Below are 17,004 nucleotides of genomic sequence, written 5' to 3'. Positions count from 1 at the left end.
CGCCGCCCGCTCGACGTCGACGTGGATCCACTGGTGGTCGTCGGTGGCGTCGGCGAACGTGTCGACGCGCTCCTGGTCGATCGTCAGCCAGTCACTCGATCCGAGGTCCTCGCCGATCGCGGCGGTGATCTCGTCGACGGTGCTGAACACGCGCATGGGCTGGGCTCCTCGGCTCGGGTGGGGGATGGGTCAGTGGTTGGATGTCCGGATGACGGCCAACGACCCGGAACCTACCGCCCCCACCCGTGACCAGGTGCTGCGGGCACCCAAGGTTCTGCTGCACGACCACCTCGACGGCGGACTGCGCCCCCAGACGATCATCGACCTCGCCGCCGACGCCGGCCACCAGCTGCCCGCCACCGAGGCCACCGCGCTCGGCCAGTGGTTCGCCGACGCCGCGGACTCCGGCTCCCTCGAGCGCTACCTCGAGACCTTCGACCACACCGTCGCCGTGATGCAGAACGGCCCGGCTCTGACCCGGGTCGCGCGCGAGTGCGTGGAGGACCTCCTCGCCGACGGCGTCGTGTACGCCGAGATCCGCTACGCGCCCGAGCAGCACGTCGAGGGCGGACTGACCCTCGACGAGGTGGTCGCGGCCGTCCAGGAGGGCTTCGACGCCGCCAGCGAGGCCGCGGGTGGCCGGATCGTGGTCCGGCAGCTGCTGACCGCCATGCGGCACCAGGCGCGTTCCCGGGAGATCGCCGAGCTGGCCGTCGCCTGGCGGGGTCGCGGCGTGGCGGGCTTCGACATCGCCGGCGCCGAGGCCGGCTACCCGCCGACCCGCCACCTCGACGCCTTCGAGTACCTGCAGCGCGAGAACTTCCACTTCACCATCCACGCCGGCGAGGCGTTCGGGCTGCCGTCGATCTGGCAGGCGATCCAGTGGTGCAGCGCCGACCGGCTCGGGCACGGCGTACGGATCATCGACGACATCACGGTCGGCGAGGACGGCTCGGTGGAGCTGGGCCGACTGGCCGCCTACGTCCGCGACAAGCGGATCCCGCTGGAGATGTGCCCGGCCTCGAACGTGCAGACCGGCGCGGCCACCTCGGTCGCCGAGCACCCGATCGGTCTGCTCACCGCGCTGCGCTTCCGGGTCACGGTCAACACCGACAACCGGCTGATGAGCCAGACCTCGATGACCGACGAGATGTGGTCGTTGGTGGAGGCCTTCGGCTACGGCCTCCGGGACCTGCAGTGGTTCACGCTGAACGCGATGAAGTCGGCGTTCCTGCCGTTCGACGAGCGGCTCGACCTGATCGACCGGGTGATCAAGCCGGGGTACGCCGCCTTTGATCAGGGGGCGGGATCGGTGGGGCCGGATCAGTGGGGCAGGACGGCCAGCCAGGGCCGGTCCCAGCCGGAGAGGCCCAGCCTGCGCTCGATGAACGCCGTCCGGTCCAGCGGCACGACCCGGCCGGTCGCCGGGTCGTAGCAGCGCAGGCGGCCGGAGGCCGAGCCGAGCGCGAGCACCACGTGGCGGGGGAGCAGGCGGTTGCCGACGAAGAGCGGCACCGGCCGGCCGGACTCGGTGGCCTCGAGGATCCGGTCGAAGACGTCGCGTGCCCGGCGGCCGATCGGTGTCACGGAGTACCGGGTCGGCGGCAGGTGGGAGCCGGCGGTCGCGGAGAGCTGGCGGGCCACTGCCCACGGGGGAGTGCCGAGTGCCCGCGGCCACGGCAGCTGCAGGCGGCCGGAGGCGTCCATCGGGCCGGTGACCCGCCGGTGCATCCCGAGCACCTCGGCGGCGAATCGCTGCGAGAGGTCGCCCGCCGACCGCTGGCCGGTGCTGGGGTGCACGCCTGCGACGACCAGGTCGGCGTACGCGTCGTCCAGCAGCATCCGGGCGAGCACCAGGACGGCTGCGCCGCAGGAGCGCTGGTCGGGCTGGCGCAGGGAGCCGTCGAAAGCGTCAATCTCCCGGTGCTCGGAGTCCCCGGTCATCGCGCCACCTCCTCGCCGACCAGCGAGCGGACGGCGTGCAGGGCCTGGTCGGGAGTGACCGGTGTGCACCCGCGGGAGACCGCGTGGGCGACCACCCGGCGCTGGTCGCGCAGCAGCGCGAACCCTCGGCGGACGAGCACCAGCGGGGGCTTGCGCCGTTCGCGCAGGTCCCGGGTGAGCCGGCGCCAGAACGTCACCGCCGGGTGCTGGCGCACGCAGTAGGCGGCCGCGAGCATGCCGCTCGCACGGCAGGCGGGGACGATCTCCTGGGCGAAGATGCCCTCGGCCACGAAGAGGGTGTGTCCGCCGAGGTCGAAGACCTGGCTGCCGCAGCGACCGTCGTGCGCGATGTCGTAGACGGGCACCTCGGCCCGGCCGTCGCGACAGATCTGCTCGAGGGCCGCCAGCGCGTCGTCGAGTGACCAGGAGGCGGGGTCGTCCCAGTCGACGATTCCGGCGTTGGCGCCCTCGGTGATCCGCGGCAGGTCCGGGTCGTCACCGTTGCGGTAGAAGTCGTCGAGGCGCAGGACCGGCAGGTCGATCCGATCCGCCAGACGCGACTTGCCGGCCCCGGAGGGGCCGGCAAGCACGATCACCCTGGCGCGCAATCAGACGCCGATCGGGTGCCAGACCGTCTTCGTCTCCAGGAACGACGTCATCGCGTCGATGCCCGGGTCCGCGGTCCAGTCGGGTTCGGTGGCCGGTGCCCGGCGGACCCGCTTGAGGTTCTCGGCCGCCGCCTGCTCGAGCTGGACGGCGAGGTCGGCGTCCCCGCTGATCCCGGTCAGGTCGATCGCGTTGACGTCCATGTGGGCGGCCAGCCACGGTGCCACGGTGGCCGCGGAACCGGTCAGGAGGTTCACGACGCCGCCGGGCACGTCGGAGGTCGCGAGGACCTCCGCGAAGGTCACGGCCGGCAGCGGCCGCTCGAACGAGCTGACCACGACCGCGGTGTTGCCGGTGACGATGACCGGCGCCACGACACTGATCAGGCCCAGCAGCGAGGACTCCTGCGGAGCCAGCACGGCGACGACGCCGGTGGGCTCGGGGGTGGAGAGGTTGAAGAACGGGCCGGCGACCGGGTTCGCGTTGCCGACCACCTGGGTGATCTTGTCCGCCCAGCCGGCGTACCAGACCAGCCGGTCGATGGACTCGTCCACGACCTTCTCGGCCTTGGCGGTGGACAGCCCCTCGGACTGGCGGACCGCCTCCACGAACTGCGGGCGACGATCCTCCATCACCTCGGCGACGCGGTAGAGGATCTGGGCCCGGTTGTAGGCCGTGCGGGACGACCAGCCGCCGAACGCCTTGCGGGCGGCGACGACGGCGTCCCGGCCGTCCTTGCGCGAGGCCAGGGCCGCGTTGGCCACGAAGGTGCCCTTCGAGTCGGTGACGACGTAGGAGTGGCCCGACTCCGAACGGGGGAAGGCCCCGCCGATGTAGAGCTTGTAGGTCTTGCGGACGTCGATGCGCCCCGAGGTTCCAGTGGTGGGTGTCATCGCAGGTAGGCCTCCAGACCGTGGCGGCCGCCTTCGCGGCCGTATCCCGACTCCTTGTAGCCACCGAAGGGGCTGGTCGGGTCGAACTTGTTGAACGTGTTGGCCCACACGACGCCGGCGCGCAGCTGGTTGGCCATGTGCAGGATCAGCGAACCCTTGTCGGTCCACACCCCCGCGGAGAGGCCGTACGGCGTGTTGTTGGCCTTCTCGACGGCCTCGGACGGCGTACGGAAGGTCAGCACGGACAGGACCGGGCCGAAGATCTCCTCGCGGGCGATCCGGTGGGCCTGGGTGACGCCGGTGAAGATGGTCGGCGGGAACCAGAAGCCCTGGGCGGGCAGGTCGCACGGCGGCGACCAGCGACCCGCCCCTTCGGCCTCACCGATGTCGGAGAGCTCCTTGATCCGGGCCAGCTGCTCGGCGGAGTTGATCGCGCCGATGTCGGTGTTCTTGTCCAGCGGGTCGCCGACCCGCAGGGTGCCCATCCGGCGCTTGAGGCGCTCGAGCACCTCGTCGGCGACGGACTCCTGCACCAGCAGCCGGGAGCCGGCGCAGCAGACATGGCCCTGGTTGAAGAAGATGCCGTTGACGATGCCCTCGACGGCCTGGTCGATCGGCGCGTCGTCGAAGACGATGTTCGCGGCCTTGCCGCCGAGCTCGAGGGTGACCTTCTTGTTCGTGCCCGCGACAGACTTGGCGATCGCGCGCCCGACGTCGGTGGAGCCGGTGAAGGCGACCTTGTCGATGTCCGGGTGCGAGACGAGCGCTCGCCCGGTCTCACCGGCGCCGGTGATGATGTTGACGACACCGGCGGGCAGGTCGGCCTGCTGGCAGATCTCCGCGAAGAGCAGCGCGGTCAGCGGCGTGGTCTCGGCCGGCTTGAGCACGACCGTGTTGCCGCAGGCCAGGGCCGGGGCGATCTTCCACGCCAGCATCAGCAGCGGGAAGTTCCACGGGATGATCTGGCCGGCGACGCCGAGGGGGGTGGAGCCGTAGCCGGAGTACTCCAGCTTGTCGGCCCACCCGGCGTAGTAGAAGAAGTGCGCGGCGACGGTGGGGACGTCCACGTCGCGGGTCTCGCGGATCGGCTTGCCGTTGTCGATCGACTCCAGCACGGCCAGCTCGCGGCCGCGCTCCTGGATGATCCGGGCGATCCGGTAGAGGTACTTGGCGCGCTCGCGGCCCGACATCTTGCCCCACACGCGGGAGTGCGCCCGCCGGGCGGCCTTCACGGCCGCGTCGACGTCGGCCTCGCTGGCCTCGGCGACCTCGGCGAGCACCTCCTCGGTGGAGGGGCTGATCGTCTTGAACGACGAGCCCGAGCCGTCGACGAACTCGCCGTTGATGAACAGGCCGTAGGACGGCTTGATGTCGACGATGCTGCGCGACTCGGGGGCGGGGGCGTAGTCGAACACGCTGCCGCCGCTCGTCGGGGTGGTGTCGGTGGAGGCCACTGTTTCCTTTGCCATCGCGATCAGTCCAACGTGAAGTAGTCGGGGCCGGAGTAGCGGCCGGTGGTCATCTTGGTGCGCTGCATCAACAGGTCGTTGAGCAGCGTGGAGGCGCCGAAGCGGAACCAGTGCGGGTCGAGCCAGTCCTGGCCGGCGATCTCGTTGACCATCACCAGGTACTTGATGGCGTCCTTGGTGGTGCGGATCCCGCCGGCGGGTTTGACGCCGACCATCTGGCCGGTGGCGGCGCGGAAGTCTCGCACCGCCTCCAGCATCACGAGCGTGACCGGGAGGGTGGCCGCGGGCTGCACCTTGCCGGTCGAGGTCTTGATGAAGTGGCCTCCGGCCAGCATCGCCAGCCAGCTGGCGCGCCGTACGTTGTCGTAGGTCTGCAGCTCTCCGGTCTCGAAGATCACCTTCAGGTGGGCCGTCGAGCCGTCGGGGCGCACGCACGCCTCACGGACCGCGACGATCTCCTCGAAGACCTGTAGGTAGCGCCCGGAGAGGAAGGCGCCCCGATCGATGACCATGTCGATCTCGTCGGCGCCGGCCTCGACCGCGTCGCGGGTGTCCGCGAGCTTGATGTCGAGCGCTGCCCGGCCGCTCGGGAAGGCGGTGGCGACGGCGGCGATGTTGACCCCGCTGTCACCGAGCACGTCCTTCACGTCGGCGACCATGTCGGGGTAGACACAGACGGCGGCGGCGCTCGGGCAAGTCGGGTCCGAGGGGTCGGGGCGCATCGCCTTGGCGGCGAGTGCACGCACCTTGCCCGGGGTGTCCTGGCCCTCGAGGGTGGTGAGGTCGACCATCCGGATCGCCAGGTCGATGGCGAACTCCTTGGCGGTCGTCTTGATCGAGCGGGTGCCCAGCGCAGCCGCCCGCGCCTCGGCGCCGACCTGGTCGACACCGGGCAGCCCGTGCAGGAAGTTGCGGAGGGAGGCCTCGGACGTGGTGACGTCGTCGAACCGTTCCTTGAGTGGGGTCATCGGGCAATCATCCCATCGTCGTGACGGCTCCGCACATCGTCGGACCGTACCCTTGCCCCGACCCGACGTCACCGACCCTGCTGGAGGAACCGCATGACCACCAGGCCCGAACGCTTCCGCTCCACCGGGAGCCTCGTGATGGGCTGGCTCGGCCTGGTGCTCGTCGGTGGTGTCGTGGCGATCGGTGTGCTCGACCGCTCCAGCGGACTGCCGCTGTGGGCCGTCTTCGCCGCCCTGCTGTTCGGGGTGCTGCTGTGGGCCTCGATGGTGCGTCCGGTCGTCGAAGCGGTCGGCGACGACCTCGTGCTGCGCAACATGTTCGACACCGTCTCGGTGCCGCTCGCGGCGGTCGAGCAGGTCGCGATCGGCCAGCTCCTGGCCGTCGGGACCGCCGATGCCCGCTACGTCTCACCCGCGGTCGGTCGCTCCTGGCGCACGACCGCGCGGCGCTCCCGGGCGGAGAAGGCGGGCAAGGCGGACGACGGAACGGCGTACGCCGACCACGTGGAGCAGCGGCTCTCCCAGCTCGCCGAGGACGCCCGCGCCCGGCAGGGCGTCCGGTTGATGTCCGAGGAGCAGGCGGTCCTGGCCGGACAGGTACGCCGCGAGGTCGCCCGCGTCGAGCTGGCCGCGCTGGCCCTGGCCGTGCTCGGGCTGGTCGTCACCGCACTGCTCTGAACCGGACGTGTTTGAACCGGCCGACTCTGAACCGGCCGACCTCGTCGTCCGGAGGGTTGCTCAGATCCCGGCGGCGCTCTTGATGTCGGCGCGCAGCGCGTCGAGCCGACCGACCGCGGCGATCCGGGCGGCCTCGACGCCGTCCTCGGGGTTCACCCCGATGACCACCTCGAGGTAGCACTTGAGCTTGGGCTCGGTGCCGCTGGGACGCACGATCACCCGGGCGCCCTCGGCCAGCCGGTAGCGCAGGCCCTCGGTCGGCAGCAGGTCCGCCGAGCCCAGGGCCAGGTCGTCGACCTGCTCCACCGCGAGTCCGCCGAGCGTGGTGGGCGGGGTGCTGCGCAGCCGTGCCATCGCGTTCGCGATCTCGCCCAGGTCGCTGACCCGGACCGAGAGCTGGTCGGTGGCGTGCAGGCCGTGCTCTCCTGCGATGTCGTCGAGCAGGTCGTGCAGGCTGCGGCCGGCCGCCTTGGCCTCGGCGGCGATCTCGCAGAGCAGCAGCAGGGCGGAGACGCCGTCCTTGTCCCGGACGTGCTCGGGGTCGACGCAGTAGCCCAGCGCCTCCTCGTAGCCGAACGCCAGGTCGGGCACCCGTCCGATCCACTTGAAGCCGGTGAGCGTCTCGGCGTACGGCTGGCCGGCGGCGGCCGCCATGGTCCCGAGCAGCGACGAGGAGACGATCGAGGTCGCGTAGGTGCCCTGCTTGCCGCGGGCCAGCAGGTGCTGGGCGAGGAGTGCGCCGACCTCGTCGCCGCGCAGCATCTGCCAGCCGTGCGGGCCGGGGACGGCGGCCGCGCACCGGTCGGCGTCCGGGTCGTTGGCGACGACGATGTCCGCGCCCACCTCGGCGGCCAGCGCCATCGCGAGGTCCATGGCGCCGGGCTCCTCGGGGTTCGGGAAGGCGACGGTCGGGAAGTCGGGGTCGGGCTGCTCCTGCTGGCTGACCACGCGTGGCGCCTCGAATCCGGCGGTCTCGAGCACCTGCACCACCGAGCTGCCGCCGACGCCGTGCAGCGGCGTGTAGACGATGTCGAGGTCGCGTGGCCCGTCCACCGCGAGGTCGGCGACCGTGTCGAGGTAGCGGTCGATCAGGTGCTCGTCGAGGAGTTCGCCGCTCGTGCCGCGCGGGATGTCGGCGAGCTGGCCGATCGCTGCGATCTGCTCGGCGATCTCGGCGTCCGCGGGCGAGACGATCTGGCTGCCGTCGCCGAGGTAGACCTTGTAGCCGTTGTCCTCGGGCGGGTTGTGGCTGGCGGTGACCATGATCCCGGCGACGCAGCCGAGCTCGCGGATCGCGAACGCCAGCAGGGGAGTGGGCAGCGGCCTGGGCAGCACGTGGGCGCGCAGGCCGGCACCGGTCATCACCTCGGCGGTGTCGCGGGCGAAGACGTCGGAGTTGTGCCGGGCGTCGTAGCCGATCACCACGGAGTTGTCGCGGGTCGCGCCGTTCAGCTTGAGGTACGTCGCCAGCCCGGCGGCGGCGCGCAGCACGACGGCCCGGTTCATCCGGTTCGGCCCGGCGCCGAGGGCGCCGCGCAGGCCGGCGGTGCCGAACTCCAGGGTGCCGTCGAAGCGATCGGCGAGGTCGCTGGGGTCGGCGCCGTCGGCGACGTCGGCGATGATCTGCTCGAGCTCGGTGCGGGTGTGGGCGTCCGGGTCCTGGGCAGCCCACGAGCGCGCACGTTCGAGGAGCAGGTCCACGTCCAGAGTCGTCATGGCGGCACGGTAGTCGCTGCGTGGGGTCGAGGGGGAACCAGCGATGATGGTCGGGTGTCCGTGACCTACCGCTTCGAGGACGTCTGGACCGTCCCGCACCCGGTGGACGACGTGGCCGCCGTCCTGCTCGACCTCGAGCACTATCCCGACTGGTGGCCCCAGGTCCTGGCGGTGGCCAGTCTGGGCCCCGACGACGCCCGGGTGCTGTGCCGCTCCGCCCTGCCTTACACCCTCGACCTGGTGCTGCACGCCGAGCACCGTGCGCCACCCCTGCTGGAGACCAGCGTCAGCGGGGACCTCGTCGGCATGGTGCGGTGGCGGCTCTCCGAGACCGGTGAGGGCTCCACGCGCATGGAGTTCGAGCAGGAGGTCGAGGTCGGCGGCGCGCTCGCGCTCGCGTCGTACGTCGCCCGGCCGCTGCTGCGCTGGAACCACCAGCGGATGATGGCCGGCTGCCTCGGCGGCCTGCGCGAGCGACTGGCCGGCACCGGGAGTTGTGTCGAGACGATCGCTAGGCGCAGCGCTCCCGGAACTCGATCGGGCGGGTCCAGCTGCTGACCCCCGTGCTCAGGTCGTCGGACCAGAGCAGGTCGAGGGAGTCGGCGCGACCGGTGTGGTGGACGCGCAGGGTGGTGAACACGTACCACTCGCCGGATCCGAGCAGGGTGCCCTCGAGTGGTCGTCGCTGCTCCCAGTTGACCGCCTCCAGGGAGCTCGCCGTCGGGGTCCGACCGCGGACGAGGCCGGTGCGGGCGACCCCCTCCTCGGGTCGGGGAGCCACCCAGGACCGGCCCAGCCGGACGCCGACGGCCTCGGGGAGATCGACGCCGTCGACCGTGACCGGCCGGCTGACGTCGATCAGCGCGTAGCTGAGGAACGGGCCGGCCACCTCGGCGCACGCCTCGTCGGAGACCGGATCGCCCTCGGGGTCCGCGGCGACGTCGAAGGTGATCGGGCTGGAGGCGCCTGCCCCCGACGGGCTCTCGGCGGGCAGGTCGGGCTGCCCGTCCCGCACGCTGGGGGTGCCCGCCGGCGGTGACTCCTCGGACTCCGCCAGGCAGCCACCGGCCAGGGCGACCGTGCCCAGGGCGAGTCCCAGCAGGAGGACGGACGCCGTGGCGCGGCCGTGCGCCGTACGCCGGCCGGACGGTCTGCGCCGCGGTGCTCGGCGGCGTCCGGTCACTGAGCCGACTCGTTCTTGAGGAAGTCGGGCTTGTTCTCGCCGGTGTTGTCGACCTCGGCGTTCTCCGGTCGGTTCTCCGGGGCGAGGCGTCGCTCCCGCTCCTCCTCGATCTCCCGGATGGTCTCCTCCGGGGGCCGTTCGAGGAAGGTCTCGCTCATCGCGCTCGCGGGCCCGCCGCTGGACTCCGTGTCCTGCTCGGGGTCGTGGTCGGGCTGCTCGTTCTCGTGCTCGAGTGCGTGCTCGTCGTGGTCGTGGTCAGCCACGGGGATACCTCCTGGTTCCGAGTTTCGTGGAACCGTGCCCCGCTGCGGCGAGTTCACACGCTGGCGCGGTCCAGGGCTGGTCGGTAGAAGGCCTCGCCCGCGAAGGGCCCCCCGACGAAGGCCGCCTCGGCCTCGTCCTGCGGGCGGTCCGGGACGCGGGTGGCGAACTCCTCGGCGTTGTCCCGTGGCTCGTAGCCGAGGGCGCGACCGGCGGCGAGGTCCCACCAGGCTCGGGTGTTGGCGGAGATGCCGTAGAGCACCGCGTAACCGGGCGCGGTCGTGGTCAGGCTCGCCTCCACCATGCGCACGCAGTCGTCGTGGGACAGCCAGGTGGACAGGTGGCGGACGGTCTCCGGCTCAGGCAGGAACGATCCGATCCGGCAGGAAACGGCGTCGAGGCCGTGGCGGTCGACGTAGAGGCTGAGCAGCGCCTCGGCCGCGACCTTGCCGACACCGTAGAACGTGTCGGGGCGCGGTCGCGTCAGGACGCCGAGGTCCTCGCCGAGGCTCTCGACGCGGGGGGTGCGCCCGACGGCGTGGTTGGAACTCGCGTAGACGATCCGGGGGATCTGCTGCTCGACCATGGCGTCGAGCAGGGCCGCGGTCGTCACCACGTGCGAGGTCAGCGATTCCGGCAGGCTCGCCTCCCCGGGGTGGCCGGCGAGATGGACGACCGCGTCGAGCGGTTGCTCGTCGAGGGCGGCCGCGACCGCGTCGGGGTCGGCACAGTCGACCGTGTGCCAGACGCCGTCGAAGCCGTCCGGCACGGGCACCCGGTCGAGGGCGACGACCTGGTGGCCGCGATCGGTCAGGCCGGGGATGAGCACTCGGCCGATGCTGCCGGCTGCGCCGGTGAGGAGGATCTTCACCGCACGCACGCTACCCGCGTGCCGTGGCGTCAGATCGCCGGGACGATCCGGCCGAGCAGTTCGCCCATCCGGCTGGCGGCGGCCTTGCCGGCCTCGAGGACCTCGGCGTGGTTGAGCGGCTCGCCACTGATGCCGGCCGCCAGGTTGGTGACCAGGCTGATGCCCAGCACCTCCATGCCGGCCTCGCGGGCGGCGATCGCCTCCAGCGTGGTGCTCATCCCGACGAGGTCGCCGCCGATGGCGCGGACCATGCCGATCTCCGCCGGGGTCTCGTAGTGCGGCCCGGGGAACTGGACGTAGACGCCCTCGTCGAGGCTGGGGTCGATCTCGCGGCACAGCGTGCGCAGCCGGCTGGAGTAGAGGTCGGTCAGGTCCACGAAGTTCGCGCCCTCGATCGGGCTGGTCGCGGTGAGGTTGATGTGGTCCTTGATCAGCACCGGGGTGCCGGGCTGCCAGGCCTCGTTGAGGCCGCCGCAGCCGTTGGTCAGCACGATCGCCCGGCAGCCGGCCGCGGCGGCCGTGCGTACGCCGTGGCACACCGCGGCGACGCCGCGACCCTCGTAGAAGTGGGTGCGGCTCAGGAACACGAGCAGGTTCTGGTCGCCGGCGCGGACCGAACGGATCTTGCCGGAGTGGCCGGCGACGGCAGCGGCGGAGAACCCCGGGAGGTCGGTGGTGTCGATCTCCGCCGTCGCCTCGCCGAGGGCGTCCACGGCAGGGAGCCAGCCCGAGCCGAGGACGAGGGCGATGTCGTGGCGCTCGACGCCGGTGAGTTCGGCGAGCTTCTCGGCGGCGCGGGCGGCCTGCTGGGCGGTGGTCTGCTGGTTCTCCGTCACGTGGGCGAACTCTAGTCCCGGGTGCCGGGGCGAGCCGAACTGTCGCCGGGGCTCCGGCGACGGGGGCCGGGTCGGTTACCGGTTGGCGCAGGAATTCGTCAACGGCGACACCTGCACCGAATTCTCCTGAGGTTCGTCATTGTGCTTCTTGCTGGGCATTTCCCGAGGAAATAGCGTTCTCGGCATCTCGGGTGTCCCTTTCGCCATCGATCGGGGAGCAGTTCTTCGCGTCGACATTCAATTCCCTGAATTATTGAATGTGCGCGCATTTCTGCGACCCGAGAGCCAGCGACCCGCATGGGGTGGGCCGCTCGACGAAAGGTGCACCATGAAGATTCGCACGATGTTGATCGGCGCCGTGGCGCCGCTGATGGCCCTGACCGGCCTGGTGGCGACCGGTGGTGCGGCCCAGGCCGCCTGTGGCAGCGGCAACCTGTGTGCCTGGGAGGCGGCGAACAAGACCGGCGCGATGGCGTCGTTCGGCGGCGACAACGCCAACTGGAAGGACTTCCCCAAGTCCACCGGTGGCACCTGGAACGACGTGGCCAGCTCCGTGCAGAACAACGGCACGAGCGGGATGGGTGTCTACCTCTACCAGCACTCGAGCTACACCGGTGACTGGCTGTGCCTGCCCAAGGGCTACAGCTACCTCAACCTGGCGAACCAGAACTTCAACGACCGGATCAGCTCGAACAAGTGGTCGTGGAACTGCTGACAGCTCGTCGACGCCTGGGCCACGTCCTCGTGGCGGGCACGTTCCTGGTGGCCGGGTGCACTGCGCACCCGGCCACCGGGCCGGTCGGGGCGACCGCGCTGCCACCGGACGTCGACACGATGCTCTTCCCGGACGCCGGGTGGGTCGCCGACTCGGTGCGGATCCGGGTGGCCGAGGAGGTCCTGGTCGGAGACTGCCTGGCCGACCGTGGCCACGACTACCCGGCGCCGCCGTACTCGCTGCTGCGGCCCGGGGCAGCCGCCACGACCCCGACGGTGCTGGCCGACGACGACAGCTACGGGCTGCTGGCCGACGCGAAGGCCCAGCGCGAGGTGCCGCCGCCGTCCCCGCGCCGGGCCGACGCCTGGCAGCGCGACCTGTACGGCCCGGCCGGGCGGCAGGGTTCGCTGACGCTGCCCACGGGCATCGAAGCGCAGTTCCCGACCCGGGGCTGCCTGGCCGCGGCCAAGCGCGAGCTCTACGGGTCGTCGCTGCGTGCGGCGCGGGTGGACACCGAGATCGGCGCGTTCCGCAGTGATGTGGCCGAGGAGGCGGGGGCGCAGGCCCCGGTGCGCCAGGCGCTGGGGGCGTGGGTGGACTGCATGCGTGAGCGCGGCGTCGCCGCCAGCTCACCCCACCACGCGATCGACACGCTGCGCACCGAGTACGCAGAGCACGGGCCGACGCCGGAGATGGCCGATCGCGAGGCGGTCGTCGCGCAGGCTGATGCCGACTGCGACCGGGCGAGCGGGTACCGAGACACCTACCGCACGCACGCGGCTGCGTTGGTGGCAGCGCTGACGGGCGGGATCGGTGAGCACCTCGTGGAGCTGGCCGCGGCCCGGCGCGGGGCCGAGCGGCGGGCGGCCGCCGTACTGGCGAGGGGGTGAGGTGGGGGTGTCGGATTCCCCGGATATCCGGGGATGTTGGCGCTTCCATGGCATTGCAATGGCCTGGAAGCGCAGGATTCCCCGGATATCCGGGGATCCATGCGCATCATCGACCACGGCGTGGCCATCGGGTACGACGCGCAGAGCCCGGACTTCTGGATCGGTGCCCAACCGGACGAAGGTCCGGCGTCGGGACCCAACCGGGAGATCCACGTCGGGTTCGTCGCCCAGGGCCGTGCCGCGGTGCGGGCCTTCTTCGATGCTGCCACCGCGACCGGGGCCGAGGTGCTGCACGAGCCACGGCTCTTCCCGGAATACCACGCCAACTACGACGGCGCCTTCGTCCGGGACCCCGACGGCAACAACGTCGAGTCGTGCTGCCATCTGGAGGAGCAGGAGGCCGCGACAGCTCGAGCAAGCTGCGGGGTACGTCGAGCGGCCGCCCCGAATGTGGGGCGGCGAGGGGTGTGGGGATCCCCGGATATCCGGGGAAGTTGGCGCTTATCGGGTGTTGCAACGGCCTGGAAGCGCAGGGATCCCCGGATATCCGGGGATCCCGACACCCACCTACAACCCGATCGAGCGGCAGGGCCGCCGCCGCAACGCGGCCACGTAGTCCACCGGAGCGTCGGCCGCCTCGGCCGCGTTGGCCAGGATGCCCAGGTACATCGCCGAGGGCAGCCCGCCCTCGAAGGCGTCGAGCACGTACGTCCACACCACCTGTTCACCGGTGAGGGTCGCCACCCGCACCTTGGTCTTGCGGTAGAGGCCGGAGTCGGCCTGCTCGAGGGAGTCGAGGAGCACCTCGTCCTCCCGCGTCACGTCGTACACCGCCACGAAGACCTGCTCGATCGGGTCCTCGACGATGGTGCAGAGTGCGCCGTCCCAACCATGCTCCTCGCCGCCGAACGTCAGGCGCCACCCCTGCAGCCATCCGGTCGTACGCAGCGGCGAGTGGGGGCAGCGGTCGCCCATGCGCGCCGGATCAAGGTTCGTCCCGTAGGCGGCGTAGAGCGTCACGCGTTGCAGGTTAGTCCCTGTCGGCGTCGACCGGCGTGCTCCCCTGTCTTGGTCAGCGGCGCGTCCAACTCATAGGCTGACCGCCGTGACCCACTACAACGTTCTCGTTCTTGGTGCTGGCCCCGGTGGTTATGTGGCGGCGATTCGAGCCGCTCAGCTGGGCCAGACAGCAGCCGTCATCGAGGAGAAGTACTGGGGCGGTGTCTGCCTCAACGTGGGCTGCATCCCGTCCAAGGCGCTGCTCCGCAACGCCGAGCTGGCGCACCTGCTGACGCACGAGAAGGACAAGTTCGGCATCGAGGGTGACGCCACGATGTCCTACGGCCCGACCCACAAGCGCAGCCGTCAGGTGTCCGCCGGGATCGTCAAGGGCGTCCACTTCCTGATGAAGAAGAACAAGATCGCCGAGATCGACGGGTGGGGCACCCTCCTCGGCGCCCAGGACGGCAAGCAGGCCGTCGAGGTGAAGGACAAGGACGGCAACACCACCACCTACACCTGCGACAACCTGATCATCGCCGCCGGCGCCAAGACCCGGCTGATCCCGGGCACGAAGCTGAGCGAGCGTGTGGTCACCTACGAGGAGCAGATCCTCGACGAGACGCTGCCCGGCTCGATCGTCATCGCCGGCTCCGGCGCGATCGGTGTCGAGTTCGCCTACGTGATGAAGAACTTCGGCGTCGACGTGACGATCGTGGAGTTCCTCGACCGGATGGTGCCCACCGAGGACGCCGACGTGTCCAAGGAGCTGCTCAAGCACTACAAGAAGCTCGGCGTGAAGGTCATGCTCTCGACCAAGGTCGAGGGCATCGACGACAGTGGCGACAAGGTCAAGGTCACCGTCAGCAAGGACGGCAAGGAAGAGGTCCTCGAGACCGACAAGGTCCTCCAGGCCATCGGCTTCGCCCCCCGCGTCGAGGGCTACGGCCTCGAGGCAGCGGGCGTCGAGCTGACCGAGCGGGGCGCGATCGCGGTCGACGAGCGCGGCCGCACGAACGTCGAGGGCATCTGGGCCATCGGCGACGTCACCGCCAAGATGATGCTGGCCCACGCCGCCGAGGCGATGGGGATCGTGGCCGCCGAGACGATCGCCGGGGCGGAGACCCAGGAGATCGACTTCGACATGATCCCCCGGGCCACCTTCTGCCAGCCGCAGATCGGCTCCTTCGGCTACTCCGAGGCCCAGGCCAAGGAGAAGGGGTACGACGTCAAGACCGCGACGTTCCCGTTCTCGGCCAACGGCAAGGCGCAGGGCCTCGGCGACGCGGTCGGCTTCGTGAAGGTGGTGGCCGACGCCGAGCACAACGAGATCATCGGCGCCCACATGATCGGGCCCGAGGTCACCGAGATGCTGCCGGCGCTGACCCTGGCCCAGCAGTGGGACCTGACCGCGGACGAGATGTCGCGCAACATCTTCGCGCACCCGACCCTCTCCGAGGCCGTGAAGGAAGCCGTCCACGGCATCACCGGTCACATGATCAACTTCTGATGGCCGCTCCCAGCGCGAACGGCGAACGCGTCGTCATCATCGGTGGCGGCCCTGGTGGCTACGAGTCGGCCCTGGTGGCCGCTCAGCTCGGTGCGCAGGTCACGGTCGTCGACTCCGACGGGATCGGCGGTTCCGCCGTCCTCACCGACTGCGTGCCCAGCAAGACGCTGATCGCCACGGCCGAGCTGATGATCGAGGTCGCCGGCGCGGCCGAGCTCGGCGTGAACTTCCGCGACCAGGCCGGTGACGCGGCCACGTCGCTGTCGGTCGACCTGGCCCGCGTCAACGCCCGGGTCAAGCAGCTCGCGGCCGACCAGTCGGGCGACATCGAACGGCGGCTCGCGCGCGAAGGCGTCACGGTGGTGGCCGGTCGCGGTCGTCTCGACGGCCCGCACCGGGTGATCGCCACGCTGCCCCACGGCACCGAGCAGACGCTGCCGGCCGACGCCGTCCTGATCGCGACGGGTGCCGCCCCGCGCACCCTGCCGACCGCCCAGCCCGACGGTGAGCGGATCCTGACCTGGGAGCAGGTCTACGACCTCGATGAGACCCCCGAGAAGCTGATCGTGGTCGGCTCGGGGGTCACCGGCGCCGAGTTCGCCAGTGCCTACCTGGCCCTGGGCGTCGATGTCACCCTGGTCTCCTCACGCGACCGGGTGCTCCCGAGCGAGGACGCGGAGGCGGCCGCCGTACTCGAGGAGGTCTCCACCCGACGCGGCATGAAGCTGCTCTCGAAGTCCCGGATGGAGTCGGTGACGCGGGACGGCGACACCGTCACCGTCACCTTGACCGACGGTCGGTCGGTGCAGGGCTCGCACTGCATCCTGGCGCTCGGCTCGGTGCCGAAGACCGCCGACCTCGGGCTCGAGGACGCCGGCGTGATGGTGAACGACGGCGGTTTCATCTACGTCGACCGCGTCTCGCGTACGTCGGCGCGGGGCGTGTACGCCGCGGGCGACTGCACCGGTGTCCTGATGCTGGCCAGCGTGGCGGCCATGCAGGGCCGGATCGCGATGTGGCACTTCCTCGGGGACACGGTGCGACCGCTGGACCTGAAGAAGGTCTCCTCGAACGTCTTCACCGCCCCCGAGATCGCCACCGTCGGCTGGTCGCAGCAGTCGATCGACGACGGCGAGATGCAGGCCGAGACCGTGATGCTGCGGATGTCGGGCAACGCCCGGGCGAAGATGCAGGGTGTGCACGACGGCTTCGTCAAGCTCTTCTGCCGTCCCGGCACCGGCATCGTCGTCGGGGGAGTGGTGGTCGGACCGCGGGCCAGCGAGCTGATCCACCCGGTCTCGATCGCGGTCGCCGAGTCGCTGACCGCCGACCAGCTGGCCCAGGCGTTCACGGTGTACCCGTCGATGAGCGGCTCGATCGCCGAAGCCGCGCGGCGCCTGCACCGCGTCTGAGGTTCTGCTGTGGATCGCGTCGTGGGGTTGCCCCGGCGCGTGGCTCGTGTTCG

The 17,004-nt window shown here is 71.0% G+C and carries 19 protein-coding genes and 1 pseudogene; 8 read left to right on the top strand and 12 right to left on the bottom strand.

Annotation, left to right across the window (positions count from 1 at the left end; all coding sequences use genetic code 11):
* A partial coding sequence (locus ABZE72_RS04660) for a MaoC/PaaZ C-terminal domain-containing protein (RefSeq protein WP_372727855.1) occupies positions 1-156 on the bottom strand: 156 nt, incomplete at its 3' end.
* Between the two features lie 52 nt (positions 157-208).
* Between ABZE72_RS04660 and ABZE72_RS04655 the strand changes: the two genes are divergently transcribed.
* Entirely contained in the window at positions 209-1,435 is a 1,227-nt protein-coding gene (locus ABZE72_RS04655) for an adenosine deaminase (RefSeq protein ID WP_372727854.1), read from the top strand.
* On the opposite strand, the gene ABZE72_RS04650 is transcribed toward ABZE72_RS04655, so the two are convergent.
* From ABZE72_RS04650 to deoC, 5 genes are read right to left on the bottom strand one after another with little or no spacing between them, the layout of a single operon-like run.
* Positions 1,324-1,944, bottom strand: coding sequence for a hypothetical protein (locus ABZE72_RS04650; RefSeq protein WP_372727853.1), 621 nt, complete (start codon positions 1,942-1,944; stop codon positions 1,324-1,326). The two genes, ABZE72_RS04655 and ABZE72_RS04650, sit on opposite strands and share 112 nt — an antisense overlap.
* Positions 1,941-2,534, bottom strand: a complete 594-nt coding sequence (locus tag ABZE72_RS04645; RefSeq protein WP_372727852.1) for an ATP-binding protein — start codon at positions 2,532-2,534, stop codon at positions 1,941-1,943. Before ABZE72_RS04645 ends, ABZE72_RS04650 begins: the two co-directional genes overlap by 4 nt.
* Positions 2,535-2,552: 18 nt before the next feature.
* Positions 2,553-3,443: an aldehyde dehydrogenase family protein gene (locus ABZE72_RS04640; protein ID WP_372727851.1), complete on the bottom strand. Its 891-nt coding sequence runs from the start codon at positions 3,441-3,443 to the stop codon at positions 2,553-2,555.
* Positions 3,440-4,912, bottom strand: coding sequence for an aldehyde dehydrogenase family protein (locus tag ABZE72_RS04635; RefSeq protein WP_372727850.1), 1,473 nt, complete (start codon positions 4,910-4,912; stop codon positions 3,440-3,442). Before ABZE72_RS04635 ends, ABZE72_RS04640 begins: the two co-directional genes overlap by 4 nt.
* A gap of 5 nt (positions 4,913-4,917) precedes the next feature.
* Positions 4,918-5,880: a deoxyribose-phosphate aldolase gene (gene deoC / locus ABZE72_RS04630; protein WP_372727849.1), complete on the bottom strand. Its 963-nt coding sequence runs from the start codon at positions 5,878-5,880 to the stop codon at positions 4,918-4,920.
* A gap of 93 nt (positions 5,881-5,973) precedes the next feature.
* Here deoC and ABZE72_RS04625 point away from each other — a divergent pair, with 93 nt between their 5' ends.
* Positions 5,974-6,558 carry a hypothetical protein gene (locus tag ABZE72_RS04625; protein WP_372727848.1) on the top strand — a complete coding sequence of 195 codons (585 nt, stop codon included), beginning with the start codon at positions 5,974-5,976 and terminating at the stop codon, positions 6,556-6,558.
* Between the two features lie 60 nt (positions 6,559-6,618).
* On the opposite strand, the gene ABZE72_RS04620 is transcribed toward ABZE72_RS04625, so the two are convergent.
* The gene (locus ABZE72_RS04620) at positions 6,619-8,274 is read right to left on the bottom strand and encodes a phospho-sugar mutase (RefSeq protein ID WP_372727847.1); all 1,656 of its coding nucleotides are present in this window, start codon (positions 8,272-8,274) and stop codon (positions 6,619-6,621) included.
* Between the two features lie 54 nt (positions 8,275-8,328).
* Here ABZE72_RS04620 and ABZE72_RS04615 point away from each other — a divergent pair, with 54 nt between their 5' ends.
* Positions 8,329-8,832 (top strand): SRPBCC family protein, encoded by a 504-nt coding sequence (locus tag ABZE72_RS04615; RefSeq protein WP_372727846.1) that lies wholly within the window; start codon positions 8,329-8,331, stop codon positions 8,830-8,832.
* On the opposite strand, the gene ABZE72_RS04610 is transcribed toward ABZE72_RS04615, so the two are convergent.
* From ABZE72_RS04610 to ABZE72_RS04595, 4 genes are read right to left on the bottom strand one after another with little or no spacing between them, the layout of a single operon-like run.
* Positions 8,786-9,457 (bottom strand): hypothetical protein, encoded by a 672-nt coding sequence (locus ABZE72_RS04610; RefSeq protein ID WP_372727845.1) that lies wholly within the window; start codon positions 9,455-9,457, stop codon positions 8,786-8,788. The two genes, ABZE72_RS04615 and ABZE72_RS04610, sit on opposite strands and share 47 nt — an antisense overlap.
* Entirely contained in the window at positions 9,454-9,720 is a 267-nt protein-coding gene (locus ABZE72_RS04605; RefSeq protein ID WP_372727844.1) for a hypothetical protein, read from the bottom strand. The genes ABZE72_RS04610 and ABZE72_RS04605 overlap by 4 nt, the downstream gene beginning before the upstream one ends.
* Positions 9,721-9,773: 53 nt before the next feature.
* Entirely contained in the window at positions 9,774-10,589 is an 816-nt protein-coding gene (locus ABZE72_RS04600; protein WP_372727843.1) for an NAD-dependent epimerase/dehydratase family protein, read from the bottom strand.
* 29 nt (positions 10,590-10,618) lie between these two features.
* Positions 10,619-11,425, bottom strand: a complete 807-nt coding sequence (locus ABZE72_RS04595; RefSeq protein ID WP_372727842.1) for a purine-nucleoside phosphorylase — start codon at positions 11,423-11,425, stop codon at positions 10,619-10,621.
* A gap of 328 nt (positions 11,426-11,753) precedes the next feature.
* Here ABZE72_RS04595 and ABZE72_RS04590 point away from each other — a divergent pair, with 328 nt between their 5' ends.
* The 3 genes and pseudogenes from ABZE72_RS04590 to ABZE72_RS04580 form a co-directional block, all read left to right on the top strand.
* Positions 11,754-12,140 carry a peptidase inhibitor family I36 protein gene (locus ABZE72_RS04590; protein ID WP_372727841.1) on the top strand — a complete coding sequence of 129 codons (387 nt, stop codon included), beginning with the start codon at positions 11,754-11,756 and terminating at the stop codon, positions 12,138-12,140.
* Positions 12,128-13,030, top strand: a complete 903-nt coding sequence (locus ABZE72_RS04585; RefSeq protein WP_372727840.1) for a hypothetical protein — start codon at positions 12,128-12,130, stop codon at positions 13,028-13,030. The genes ABZE72_RS04590 and ABZE72_RS04585 overlap by 13 nt, the downstream gene beginning before the upstream one ends.
* Positions 13,031-13,063: 33 nt before the next feature.
* Positions 13,064-13,390, top strand: a pseudogene (locus tag ABZE72_RS04580) (hypothetical protein); the annotation flags it as partial.
* Between the two features lie 207 nt (positions 13,391-13,597).
* Here the strand turns inward: ABZE72_RS04580 and ABZE72_RS04575 are convergent.
* Complete coding sequence (locus ABZE72_RS04575) at positions 13,598-14,050, bottom strand: gamma-glutamylcyclotransferase family protein (protein WP_372727839.1); 453 nt, start codon at positions 14,048-14,050, stop codon at positions 13,598-13,600.
* Between the two features lie 85 nt (positions 14,051-14,135).
* On the opposite strand from ABZE72_RS04575, the gene lpdA reads away from it, so the two are divergent.
* Positions 14,136-15,539: a dihydrolipoyl dehydrogenase gene (gene lpdA / locus ABZE72_RS04570; protein ID WP_372727838.1), complete on the top strand. Its 1,404-nt coding sequence runs from the start codon at positions 14,136-14,138 to the stop codon at positions 15,537-15,539.
* Positions 15,539-16,951: an NAD(P)H-quinone dehydrogenase gene (locus ABZE72_RS04565; RefSeq protein WP_372727837.1), complete on the top strand. Its 1,413-nt coding sequence runs from the start codon at positions 15,539-15,541 to the stop codon at positions 16,949-16,951. Before lpdA ends, ABZE72_RS04565 begins: the two co-directional genes overlap by 1 nt.
* Positions 16,952-17,004: the final 53 nt, after the last annotated feature.

The sequence above is a fragment of the Nocardioides sp. genome (assembly GCF_041600255.1).
Lineage (GTDB): Bacteria > Actinomycetota > Actinomycetes > Propionibacteriales > Nocardioidaceae > Nocardioides.
Note: the sequence above shows the minus strand (reverse complement) of the source record. Positions and strands in the feature narration are given on the sequence as shown.

Bases quoted from the DNA above. Each gene is read 5' to 3' on its own strand.
- ABZE72_RS04655 (WP_372727854.1), top strand. From the start codon at position 209: ATGACGGCCAACGACCCGGAACCTACCGCCCCCACCCGTGACCAGGTG.
- ABZE72_RS04650 (WP_372727853.1), bottom strand. From the start codon at position 1,944: ATGACCGGGGACTCCGAGCACCGGGAGATTGACGCTTTCGACGGCTCC.
- ABZE72_RS04640 (WP_372727851.1), bottom strand. From the start codon at position 3,443: ATGACACCCACCACTGGAACCTCGGGGCGCATCGACGTCCGCAAGACC.
- ABZE72_RS04635 (WP_372727850.1), bottom strand. From the start codon at position 4,912: ATGGCAAAGGAAACAGTGGCCTCCACCGACACCACCCCGACGAGCGGC.
- deoC (WP_372727849.1), bottom strand. From the start codon at position 5,880: ATGACCCCACTCAAGGAACGGTTCGACGACGTCACCACGTCCGAGGCC.
- ABZE72_RS04625 (WP_372727848.1), top strand. From the start codon at position 5,974: ATGACCACCAGGCCCGAACGCTTCCGCTCCACCGGGAGCCTCGTGATG.
- ABZE72_RS04620 (WP_372727847.1), bottom strand. From the start codon at position 8,274: ATGACGACTCTGGACGTGGACCTGCTCCTCGAACGTGCGCGCTCGTGG.
- ABZE72_RS04590 (WP_372727841.1), top strand. From the start codon at position 11,754: ATGAAGATTCGCACGATGTTGATCGGCGCCGTGGCGCCGCTGATGGCC.
- ABZE72_RS04565 (WP_372727837.1), top strand. From the start codon at position 15,539: ATGGCCGCTCCCAGCGCGAACGGCGAACGCGTCGTCATCATCGGTGGC.